The organism is Blastococcus saxobsidens (genome assembly GCF_002938435.1).
GTDB lineage: Bacteria > Actinomycetota > Actinomycetes > Mycobacteriales > Geodermatophilaceae > Blastococcus > Blastococcus saxobsidens.
In genome coordinates this window covers 75,613-86,497 of the sequence record NZ_POQT01000017.1, presented here as the reverse complement: position 1 = coordinate 86,497, position 10,885 = coordinate 75,613, and the positions used below count along the sequence as shown (strand labels likewise).

At 71.6% G+C, this 10,885-nt stretch carries 14 protein-coding genes; all 14 read left to right on the top strand.

Going from position 1 to position 10,885, the window contains the following annotated elements; all coding sequences use genetic code 11:
• The coding region (locus C5507_RS12155) for a flagellar hook-length control protein FliK (protein WP_211295518.1) at positions 1-873 on the top strand (873 nt) is incomplete at its 5' end.
• A gap of 18 nt (positions 874-891) precedes the next feature.
• Entirely contained in the window at positions 892-1,311 is a 420-nt protein-coding gene (locus tag C5507_RS12150) for a flagellar hook assembly protein FlgD (protein ID WP_104528780.1), read from the top strand.
• A 60-nt stretch (positions 1,312-1,371) separates the two neighbouring features.
• Positions 1,372-2,604: a flagellar hook protein FlgE gene (locus C5507_RS12145; RefSeq protein ID WP_104528779.1), complete on the top strand. Its 1,233-nt coding sequence runs from the start codon at positions 1,372-1,374 to the stop codon at positions 2,602-2,604.
• A gap of 255 nt (positions 2,605-2,859) precedes the next feature.
• The gene (locus tag C5507_RS12140; protein ID WP_104528778.1) at positions 2,860-3,141 is read left to right on the top strand and encodes a flagellar FlbD family protein; all 282 of its coding nucleotides are present in this window, start codon (positions 2,860-2,862) and stop codon (positions 3,139-3,141) included.
• A gap of 3 nt (positions 3,142-3,144) precedes the next feature.
• Positions 3,145-3,915: a motility protein A gene (locus C5507_RS12135; protein WP_104528777.1), complete on the top strand. Its 771-nt coding sequence runs from the start codon at positions 3,145-3,147 to the stop codon at positions 3,913-3,915.
• Between the two features lie 28 nt (positions 3,916-3,943).
• The gene (locus C5507_RS12130; RefSeq protein ID WP_104528776.1) at positions 3,944-4,843 is read left to right on the top strand and encodes an OmpA/MotB family protein; all 900 of its coding nucleotides are present in this window, start codon (positions 3,944-3,946) and stop codon (positions 4,841-4,843) included.
• On the top strand, positions 4,840-5,331 hold the full coding sequence (locus C5507_RS12125) for a flagellar basal body-associated FliL family protein (RefSeq protein ID WP_104528775.1): 492 nt from the start codon (positions 4,840-4,842) through the stop codon (positions 5,329-5,331). The genes C5507_RS12130 and C5507_RS12125 overlap by 4 nt, the downstream gene beginning before the upstream one ends.
• A gap of 154 nt (positions 5,332-5,485) precedes the next feature.
• Positions 5,486-6,538 (top strand): flagellar motor switch protein FliM, encoded by a 1,053-nt coding sequence (locus C5507_RS12120; protein ID WP_104528795.1) that lies wholly within the window; start codon positions 5,486-5,488, stop codon positions 6,536-6,538.
• Positions 6,535-7,281 (top strand): flagellar motor switch protein FliN, encoded by a 747-nt coding sequence (fliN, locus tag C5507_RS12115; protein WP_104528774.1) that lies wholly within the window; start codon positions 6,535-6,537, stop codon positions 7,279-7,281. Before C5507_RS12120 ends, fliN begins: the two co-directional genes overlap by 4 nt.
• A complete protein-coding gene (locus C5507_RS12110) occupies positions 7,278-7,727 on the top strand; it encodes a FliO/MopB family protein (RefSeq protein WP_165400493.1) in 450 nt (149 codons plus the stop codon). The genes fliN and C5507_RS12110 overlap by 4 nt, the downstream gene beginning before the upstream one ends.
• A complete protein-coding gene (gene fliP, locus C5507_RS12105) occupies positions 7,724-8,569 on the top strand; it encodes a flagellar type III secretion system pore protein FliP (RefSeq protein ID WP_104528773.1) in 846 nt (281 codons plus the stop codon). Before C5507_RS12110 ends, fliP begins: the two co-directional genes overlap by 4 nt.
• Complete coding sequence (gene fliQ / locus C5507_RS12100; RefSeq protein WP_104528772.1) at positions 8,569-8,844, top strand: flagellar biosynthesis protein FliQ; 276 nt, start codon at positions 8,569-8,571, stop codon at positions 8,842-8,844. Before fliP ends, fliQ begins: the two co-directional genes overlap by 1 nt.
• Before the next feature lie 4 nt (positions 8,845-8,848).
• Positions 8,849-9,613 carry a flagellar biosynthetic protein FliR gene (gene fliR, locus C5507_RS12095; RefSeq protein ID WP_104528771.1) on the top strand — a complete coding sequence of 255 codons (765 nt, stop codon included), beginning with the start codon at positions 8,849-8,851 and terminating at the stop codon, positions 9,611-9,613.
• Positions 9,613-10,758 (top strand): EscU/YscU/HrcU family type III secretion system export apparatus switch protein, encoded by a 1,146-nt coding sequence (locus C5507_RS12090; protein ID WP_104528770.1) that lies wholly within the window; start codon positions 9,613-9,615, stop codon positions 10,756-10,758. The genes fliR and C5507_RS12090 overlap by 1 nt, the downstream gene beginning before the upstream one ends.
• The last annotated feature ends 127 nt before the right edge of the window (positions 10,759-10,885 follow it).

Sequence of the window (10,885 nt, the reverse complement as noted above, 5' to 3'; positions counted from 1 at the left end):
GAGCGGGCCGGTGGCGCCACACCGGGGGCACCGTCGACCGCGCCCGTCCCCGCGGTGCAGCTCCCGGCCCTGGTCGACCCACCGGCAGCGCCCGGCGCCGCTGGCGGGCAGCCGCTGCCACCACCACCCACTGACGGGACGCCCCCCGCCGGCGTGCCGGGCGCCGAAGCACCGGCGGCCGACCTGGTGACGGTCGTCGCCACCGCCGGGCAGCCGGGCGACGGCGGACCCGGCGCCGAGGCCGATCCGCACGGCACGCCCGCCCCGGCCGTCGGGGCGCCCGCCGAGGTCCCGACCGACGCCCCCGACGCCGTGCCCACCGCCGCGACGACGGCACCGGGCGTCCCGGCCACGAGCCCGGCGGTCACCGTCGGCGGGCCCGACGCGGCGACCGGGACCGCGGCCACGCAGCCGGTCTCCGGCCAGGTGTCACGCCAGGTCGCCCTGCTCAGCAGCGCCGGCAACGGTTCGCACACCATGACCCTGGTCCTCACCCCGGAGAACCTCGGCCCGGTCGAGGTCCAGGTGACCGTCCACCAGGGCAGCCTGGACCTGCAGCTGCGCGGAGCGCACGACATGGGCCGGGCGGCGCTGATCGACGCCCTGCCCGAGCTGCGCCGCGACCTGGAGGCGGCCGGCCTCAGCCCGTCCCGCGTCGAGGTCGACGCCGACACCGGGGGGTCGTGGCTGGCCAAGCACGCCGCCGAGCAGCAGGCCCAGCAGCAGGCCCAGCAGCAGGCCGGCGATCGCGCTGCCCAGTCGAACCAGACCGGCGAACGGTCACGGTCGGGGGGTCGGACTGCCGATAGCGGAGAAGGGCCCACCCGGCCCACGAATCGATCCACGTCGTCCGGCGTGGACGTGCGCGTCTGAGAAGGAGGCCGACGACCGATGCCGGACGCAGTGAGCGGTGCCGCACCCGTCGCCACGAACACCGCCACGACGACCGTGGACCGCGGCGACCAGATGGGGAAGGACACCTTCCTCAGGCTGCTGGTCGCCCAGATGAAGTTCCAGGACCCCAGCAACCCGGCGGACACCAACCAGATGATGTCGCAGACGGCGACCTTCACGCAGGTGGAGAAGCTGCAGGAGATCGCGAAGCAGAACGCCTCGATGCTGGCGCTGCAGCGGTCCAGCAGCGCCGGGGCGATGGTCGGCCAGACCGTCACCTACACCGACGACAGCGGGGCCGCCGCCACGGGCGTCGTCTCCTCGGTGCGCCTGGGCTCCGACAAGGTCGAGGCCGTCGCCACCGTCGACGGCCGCCAGGTGCCGCTCGGCCGCATCACCCACGTCGGCAAGGCGTAACCCATCGCGGGCCGGACCCGCGCCCCCGATCAGCGACCCCACCCCGGAGGGAATCCCCCGATGCTCCGCTCCATGTTCTCCGCCATCTCCGGTCTGCGTGCCCACCAGACCAAGATGGACGTCACCAGCAACAACATCGCCAACGTCAACACCGTCGGCTTCAAGGGCAGCCAGACCGTCTTCCAGGACACCCTGTCGCAGGTGCTGCGCGGCGGTGGCCAGCCGGCCGCGGACCGCGGTGGCACGAACCCGGCCCAGGTCGGCCTCGGCGCCAAGCTCGCCGCCATCACGACCAACTTCACCCAGGGTGCCGCCCAGTCCACCGGCCGCTCGACGGATTTCATGATCGAGGGCGACGGGTTCTTCGTCGTCCAGGGCCCGGGCGGTGAGCAGCTGTTCACCCGCGCCGGCTCCTTCGACTTCGACGCCAACGGCAACCTCGTCACCCCGGACGGCTCGATCCTGCAGGGCTGGATGGCCCAGCCGGACGGCACGGTCAACGCCAACGGCCCGGTCGGACCACTCTCGGTGCCCTACGGCCAGATGGTCAACCCGACGTCGACCTCCGCCGGCTCGATCAAGGGCAACCTGCCCTCCGACGTCCCCGCCGGCACCGACTACCAGCTCGGCGCCGACATGTACGACAGCCAGGGCGTGCTGCAGAAGGTCGCCTACAACCTGTCCAAGACCGGCGACAACACCTGGGACGTCAGCGTCGTGCACGCCGACGGCACCGTCCTGATGCCGGCCACCGGCCTGGTCTTCGATGCGGCGGGCAACCTGACCACGCCCCCCGGGCCCGATTACGCGCTCGCCCCGTTCACGCCGGTCGGTTACCCCAGTTGGACCAACCCGGTGACCATGACCCTGCAGGGCCTCACCCAGTTCGGTGGCGCCAACACGCTGGCCGCCCCGAAGCCCGACGGCTACGCCCTGGGTTCGCTGCAGTCGTTCACCCTCGGCAACGACGGCACGATCATGGGCGTCTTCTCCAACGGCCTGCGCCAGCCGCTGGGCCAGCTCGCCCTCGCCTCGTTCAACAACCCCGGCGGTCTGGCCAAGGCCGGCAACTCGACCTACCGCGTCGGGGACAACTCGGGCGCCGCCATGGTGGGGCTGGCCGGCCAGGGCGGGCGCGGCGTGCTGAATGCCGGTGCGCTGGAGATGTCGAACGTCGACCTGAGCGAGGAGTTCACCGGCCTGATCGTGGCCCAGCGCGGCTTCCAGGCCAACAGCCGCGTCATCACCGCCTCCGACGAGATCCTCCAGGACCTGGTCAACCTCAAGCGCTGAACAAGGACCTCGCTGTCCCTCGTCCTTCGCAGGCTCAGGGCGAGCCTCTGCAGCGAGGCCGTTCCAGCACTTCACCACCGATGGCCCGGTCACCCCTCAGGGTGACCGGGCCGTCCGTCGCATGCCCTCCCGGGCCCCCGACCAGCGGCTTTCGGCTCAAGGAAGTACGCCCAGGGGCCGTTAACAACAGTGCCGTTCCCCGCCCCGTCCGTGTCCGTCCCCCGCCCACCCCACACCGAGCAAGAGGAACCACCCGTGATCCGTGTGACGCGCCTGAACGGCGACCAGTTCGCGCTCAACCCCGACCTCATCGAGAAGGTCGAGGGCCATCCCGACACGGTCGCCTTCCTGGTGGACGGCACGAAGTACGTGGTCCGCGAGAGCGTCGACGAGGTGCTGCAGGAGATCCGGGAGTACCGCGCCGGGATCCTCGCCATCTCCTACGAGATGGACCGCGGCACCTACCGCACCGCCGTGCCGGAGCAGTCCTCGAACGACTCCTCGGTCGTGCCCTTCCCGATCCGAGAGGAGCGCTGACGCATGGATCCAGCCACCCTGATCGGCTTCGTCGTCTCGATGGCCGCCCTCCTGGCTTTCATGGTCATGGAGGGCTCCGACCCGACGTCGCTGCTATTCCTCCCGGCGATCATCCTGGTCATCGTCGCGACATTCGGCGCGGCGATGTCCAGCCAGACGACGGACGACCTCAAAAAGATGCCCGGCTGGTTCAAGATGGCTCTGATGCCGGCCAAGGTGCCGCCGCCGACCGAGCAGATCCAGACCCTGGTGTCGCTGGCGGAGAAGGCCCGCAAGGAGGGCCTGCTCGCACTGGAGGCCCAGGTCAAGCAGATCGAGGACGCGTTCCTGCGGCGCGGCCTGCAGATGGGCATCGACGGCACCGACCCCGAGGAGCTGCGGGCGGTCCTGGAGAGCGAGATCGCGGCCAAGAAGTCCGAGGACAAGGTCGCCGCGAAGTTCATGAACGCGATGGGCGGCTACGCCCCCACCATCGGCATCGTCGGCTGCATCGTCGGCCTGATGAACGTCATGGCCAACCTGAGCAACCCCGAGTCGCTCGGCCCGATGATCGCCGCAGCCTTCGTCGCCACCCTGTGGGGTGTCATGGCCGCGAACTTCTGGTTCCTGCCGATGGGCGCCAAGATCCTCCGGGTCAGCGAGTTGCAGGCCGCGCAGATGGAGCTGCTCGTCGAGGGCATCACCGAGATCCAGGCCGGCACCAGCCCACGCGCCGTGCGGATGAAGCTGACCTCGCTGGTCCCGCCGGGTTCCTTCGCCAAGGAGGCGGCGTGACCACGCCGCCGGCCACCGGGACCGCGTCGTGAGCACCGGGAACGGGCGCCGCCGGCCGAAGAAGCACGAGGAGGAGGAGCACGAGAACCACGAGCGGTGGCTGGTGTCCTACGCGGACATGGTGACCCTGCTGCTCGTGACCTTCGTCGTCCTCTACGCGATGAGCCAGGTGGACCAGCAGAAGTTCGCCGCGCTCGCCAAGGGCTTGTCCGCCACATTCGGCGCCCCCATCTCGGTGACGCCGGCGGCCACCCCCGAGGGCTCGGTGCTCGACGGCCTGCCCGGCGTGGTCGACATCGCCTCCGTCATCCCGCCGGACCCCACCGTGCAGCAAACCCAGATCGACCAGGCCGCCGCCGCGGCCGCGCTCCAGCGGGCCGAGAACATCGCCGCCGAGGCGAAGGCCGCCTACGACGATCTCGCTGCCGCCCGCGACCGGATCGAGGCCGCGCTGGTCGCCGCCGGGTACGCCGGCGCCGCCCGGTACGAGATCGACGAGCGCGGGCTGGTGGTGCACATCGTCGCCGACCAGGTGCTGTTCGACGCCGAGCAGGCGGTGCTGCGCCCCGAGGGGCGGGCCATCCTCAGCGCCGTCGCGCCCACCCTCGCCGGGTTGCCCAACCAGCTCGGCGTCGAGGGCCACGCCAACCACCTGCCGGTCACCCGCGGCGGCCCCTGGCCGTCGAACTGGGAGCTGTCGGCCACCCGTGCCACCACCGTGGTGCGCTACCTGGCCGGCGACGGCGTCCCCGAGGGGCGCCTGACCGCGACCGGCTACTCGTCGACCCGGCCACTGGTGCCCGAGTCCGACCCCAACGCACTCTCCATCAACCGACGGGTCGACGTCGTCGTCCTGTCCGATGCCTCGGCAGAGGCCAACGCCCTCCTGCCGGGTATCGACGCCGCCCCCAAGGGAGTTCTCGAATGAGCACGAAGGACAAGAAGGCAGCCGCCGATGGCGAGGAGACCGAGGCGACGGGCGGGAAGAAGAAGCTCTTCGTCCTCCTCGCCGTCGTCCTGCTGGCCGGCGCCGGCGCCGCCTACTTCTTCCTCTTCGCCGGGTCCGGTGAGGCGGAGGCCGGGACCGAGGTCGAGCCCGTGTCCAGCGGCACCTTCCTGCCGCTGACGCCGGTCGCGGTGAACCTGGCCGGCGGCGGATACCTCAAGGTCGGGGTCGCACTGGAGCTCACCGTGGAGGGCGCCGCCGGCGACGGTCACGGAGGTGGTGGACCGGACGGGTCCAAGGCCGCCGACCTGATCATCTCCACGTTCTCGCAGGCCCAGCCCGCCGACGTCACGGGCGCCCGGGACGCGCTCAAGGAGTCGCTGGAGGCGAAGATCATCGAGGCCTACACCAACCACGACGGCGTCAAGGCGGTCATGGGCATCTACTACACCGAATACGTCACGCAGTAGCTCCACCGCACGACCACGCAGGGGTGTCATCCGATCACGGAGGGCACCCCTGACGTGTCCCACGAGGCCCCACCGGCCACCGGCACCACGGGCGTCACAGTCGCCGTCCGGCGCCCGGTCAGGTTCCTCCCGGGATCCGCCGATGAGGGACTTCGTGACCACCCCCGAGACCGGACCGGCCCCAGCCGCCGCGCCGGCCCCGGACGCGGCCCCGGACGCCGCGCCGACCGAGACCCCGGAGGCCGCCCCCGCCGGCGCGACCGGCGCAGCGGCCGGCCCATCCACCCCCGCCAGCCGCAGCCGGCGTGGAGCGCCCCGGACCTACGACTTCCGGCGGCCGACCAAGCTCTCCCGCGAGCACGTGCGCGTCATGCAGATCGCGCAGGAGAACTTCGCCCGCCAGGCCACCACGATCCTGACGACGTTCCTGCGGGCCGGCGCCCGGCTCGAGCTCGTCGGCATCGAGCAGTTCTCCTACGACGACTACATCGGGTTGCTGCCCAACCCCTCCTTCATCTCCACCTTCACCATGGAGCCGCTGGCGGGCAAGGGGATGCTGGCCTTCCCGCTGGACATCGCGATGGCGATGGTCGACCACATGCTCGGCGGCTCCGGGAACGCGGCGCAGCCCAACCGGCCCATGACCGGCATGGAGACCAGCATCACCAACCACCTGCTCGAGCGGTTGTTCGAGGAGTTCGCCCGGTCGCTGCAGCCGATCACCGAGATCCAGCCGGTGCTCGTCGGCCGCGAGTACAACCCGCAGCTCGCGCAGGCCGCCGCCGGCTCGGACACCGTCATGGTGGCCACGTTCGAGATGGCCGTCGGGGCCCGCGAGGGCGAGGCGACGGTCGTGCTGCCGTTCTCCTCGTTCGCGCAGTCGCTGAACAACGCCGCGTCCCCGCAGCTGTCGGAGCAGGCGCTGCGCAAGCGGGCCCGCGCCCGCGAGGCGCTGGCCGCCCGGCTCAACCTGGTGCCGGTCGACGTCAGCGTGCGGTTCGCGCCGCTCACCGTCTCCTCCTCCGACCTCCTCTCCCTCGCCGTGGACGACGTCCTGCTGCTGCGCCATCCGCGCGACAGCCCGCTGGAGGTCACCACCAACGACGTGACGTTCGCCTACGCGATCGCCAGCAACCACCGGCGCCGCCTGGCCGCCTCGATCGTCCCCACCCCGCACGCTCCGCACGCCGCGAAGGACTCCGCATGACCGCGCCCCGCACCGACTCGCAGGACTCCCAGACCGTGACGGCGGTCGTCGTCGCCGCAGCCCGGGCCGCCGCGTCGCTGGTCCCCTCGACCTCCGCGCTCGTCCCCGGGGCCCCCGTCAGCGACCCCGACACCGTCCCGCTGCCCCCGTCGGCCGCTCTGGCCGTCACCGCAGGCCTGTCCGGCGAGGTGTCGGGCGACGTCGTCCTCGTCGTCTCAGGCGAGGTCGTCGACGCCCTGCAGAACTCCCCCGTCGGCCAGATGGACGTCTCCGCGGCCCTGCGTCCGGCGCTGGAGGCCGCGGCCGCGAGCCTCGGCCGCGTGCGCGTCGCCTCCGAGCACACCGAGGAGCCGGTCGCCGCCCTCGACGGGCTGCGCGACAAGGGCATGTTCGTCGCCGTCCCGCTGATGGCCGACGGCGAGCACCAGGCCACGTTCGCACTGCAGGTCACCCTGCCCACGGCCGGTCGCGAGCAGCGCGGCAGCCTGGAGCTGCTGCGCCACGTGGCCATGGAGGTCACCGTGGAGATCGGCCGCACCCGGATGACGGTGCAGGAACTGCTGTCCCTGCACCCCGGCGAGGTCGTCGAGCTCGACCGTGCCGCCAGCGCCCCGGCCGACCTGCTGGTCAACGGCACGCTCATCGCCCGCGGTGAGGTCGTCGTCGTCGACGAGGACTTCGGTCTGCGGATCAGCGAGATCGTGACCGACGCCGCCGCCGCGGAACTCGGTGCCAGCGCATGACCTGGATGATCATCCGGCTCTTCCTGTCGCTCGCCCTCATCGGCGGCGTCCTGTGGTTCGCCGCCCGGCTGGCCAAGAAGAAGGGGCTCGGGCAGGGCAACGGCCTGATCGAGGTCATCGCCCGTCAGCGCATGGGCCGGGCGAGCTCGGTCAACGTGGTGCGCATCGCCGACCTGGTGCTGGTCATCGGCGCGACCGAGGAGCAGGTCACCCTGCTCGCCGAGGTCGACCCCGACGCCGTCGAGGACGCCCTGCAGTCGCGCCGGCCCGCCCGGGCGCGCGTCGAGCAACCCGAGGACGGCGAGCTCCCGACCCCCCGGCCGGCGCCCTCGCTGGTCGCGGCCCGGTCCTCCTCCCCCGGCGTGCTGGCCGGTTCGGTGCTCGACCGCAACGGCTGGGGGTCGCTGGTCGACGAGCTGCGCGAGCGGACGGTGCGCCGGTCATGACGGCTCCGGTGCGCCCGCTGCCGGGGGCCGGCAGCTCCCGGACCTGGCGCCGCGCGGCCCTGGTCCTCCTGCTGACGCTGGTCGCCGGCCTCACCGCCGTCCTGCTCGCCGATCCGGCGGCCGCCGCGCCGACCGCGCCCACCGCCCCGGTGGCTCCGACGCCTCCCGCCGTCGACGGCACCGTGGACATCTCCATCGGCGACGGGTCGCCGAGCAGCTCGATCACGCTGATCCTGGCGATCACGGTGCTCTCCGTGGCGCCGTCCGTGCTGCTCCTCGCCACCTCGTTCACCAAGATCATCGTGGTCCTGGGCCTGACCCGGAACGCGCTCGGCATGGCCACCTCGCCGCCGAACCAGGTGCTCACCGGCATCGCCCTGTTCCTGACCCTGTTCGTGATGGGCCCGGTCTTCTCCGACATCAACGAGATCGCCGTCCAGCCCTACATGGACGGGGCGATGACGGTCTCGCAGGCCTACGACTCCGGCGTCGTGCCGCTGCGCACGTTCCTCCTGGACAACACCCGCGAGGACGAGCTGAGACTGATGATCGACCTGTCCGGCGAGGAGGCCCCGGCCGACGCCACGCAGGTCAGCATGACCACCCTGATCCCGGCGTTCGTGCTCTCGGAGCTGAAGAGCGCCTTCATCATCGGGCTGGTCATCTTCATCCCGTTCCTGGTGCTCGACATGCTGGTCAGCGCCGCGCTCATGGCGCTGGGCATGATGATGGTCCCGCCGACCATCGTGTCGCTGCCCTTCAAGCTGCTGCTCTTCGTCGTCGTCGACGGCTGGGCGCTGATCACCACCGCGCTGGTGGGCTCGTACGGGGGTGGCGGCTGATGTCCGACGCCGACGTCACCGACATCGCAGCCCAGACAATGATGGTCGCCGCGAAGGTCGCCGCCCCGATCCTGCTGACCGCCCTGCTGGTGGGCTTCCTGATCTCGCTGTTCCAGGCGGCCACGCAGATCCAGGAGGCGACGCTCTCCTTCGTCCCGAAGATGATCGCGGTCTCCATCGCCCTGCTGGTGACCGGGAACTGGGTGCTGTCCGAGCTGGTCAGCTTCACCCACACCCTGTTCGACCAGCTACCGGCGCTGCTCGACCGGACGTAGCGCCATGGACCTCTCGGTCCCGGCTGTCACGCTCGCGGCCCTGCTCCTCGGGACGGCGCGTGCCGCCGGCTTCGTCCTGCTGGCGCCGCCCTTCAACTCGCGGGTCATCCCCGGAGCGGTCAAGGGCGCGCTGGCCCTGGCCCTCTCGGTGCTGCTGTCGACGCAGATCGCGCCGACGCTGCCCACACCCACCGCCGGGTTCCTGCTGGTCACCGCCGTCACGGAGGTGATCATCGGGGCGGCGCTCGGGTTCGTCGTCCAGGTGCTGTTCACCGCGGTGCAGATGGCCGGCGACATCCTCGACGTCGCCGGCGGCTTCTCCCTGCAGCCCGGCTACGACCCCATGGCGATGACGCAGAACAGCTCGCTCGGCAAGCTGCACTACCTGCTCGCCTCCACCCTGCTGTTCACCAGCGGTGGGCACCTGCTGATGGTCAAGGGCTTCGCCACCTCCTACCAGGGGCTGCCGGTGGGTGGGGACGTCCCGACCGACCAGATCGCCTCGGTGCTCATCACGGCGTTCTCCATGATGTTCCTGGCGGCGCTGCAGATCGCCGGGCCGATGGTCGCCGTCCTGCTGCTGGCCGACGTCGCCCTGGCCCTGCTGAGCCGCGCGGCCCCGGCCCTCAACGTCTTCACCCTCGGCTTCCCGGTGAAGATCATGCTGACCCTGACGATGCTGGGGCTGACCTTCCCGCTGCTCCCGCCGGCCCTGGACGCCCTGCTCGAGAACGGCGTCCGCGCCATGATCTCCCTGCGCAGCGGCTGATGGCCAAGGACGGTCCGGGCGGTGAGAAGACAGAGGCGCCAACTCCTCAGCGCCTGAAGAAGGCGCGCAAAGAGGGGCAGATCCCGCGCACCCAGGAGCTCGGCACCTGGCTCGGCGTGGCGGCGGCCAGCGCACTGCTGCCGATGATGGTCGGCAACGCGTTCGACACCGTGCAGCAGCTGTTCGTGCACGTGGCGCGGGTGGCGCGCGAGCCCGAGATCGAGGCCGTGACCGAGCTGCTCGGGCTGGCACTGCTGGCGTTCCTGCAGACGCTGCTGCCGACGGCGATCGCGCTCCTGGTGGTGGGTGTCGCGGCCTCGGCGGCCCAGGGCGGTGTGCGCTTCGCGGGCAAGCCGATGAAGCCGACGCTGAAGAAGTTCAACCCGCTCCCCGGCTTCAAGCGCATGTTCGGCACCCAGGGCCTGTGGGAGACGTCGAAGGCGCTGATCAAGACGGCCGCGCTCGGGACGGTGGTCATCGTGACCAGCGAGCGGGCGCAGGCGCTGGTGTCGTCGGCCGGCGCCCTGCCGCTGTCGGCGGTCGCGGCCACCTTCGCCGACTCCGCCGTCCTCATGTTCCGGGTCGTCGCGGTCACGGGTCTGGTGCTCGCCGTGGCCGACTACGTCGTCGTGCGCAAGAAGATGATGAAGCAGCTGAAGATGAGCAAGTACGAGATCCAGCAGGAGTACAAGCAGGCCGAGGGCGACCCGCACATGAAGGCCCACCGCCGCGGCATCCAGATGCAGATGTCCCGGAACCGGATGATGGCCGAGGTCGCCGAGGCCGACGTGCTGCTGGTCAACCCGACGCATGTCGCGGTGGCGCTGAAGTACGAGGCGGCCAAGGGTGCCCCGCGGGTCGTCGCCAAAGGCGCCGGCGAGGTCGCCGCGAAGCTGCGCGAGCGCGCGGCGGAGGCCCGGGTCCCGCTGGTGCAGGACATCCCGCTCGCCCGCGCCCTGCACGCCTCCTGCGAGATCGGCCAGGAGGTGCCGCCGCAGCTGTTCAACGCCGTCGCCCGCGTGCTGGCCTTCGTCATGCACCTGGGCGCCCGAGGCGTGCGCGGCGGCTTCCACCGGCCCGGCTTCGAGCCGCCGGAGGTCACCGACCTGCCCAAGGCGGGCCGCCGCCGCACCGCCGCCGCCTGACTCCACGTCCGCACGGCCCCCCATGCCGAGATCCCGCGATCTCGGCGCTTCGAGAGGCCTCATGCGCCGAGATCGCGGGATCTCGGTGCGGGGGGCGGGGAGGTACCGGCCGCCTCCCGGCCTGCCG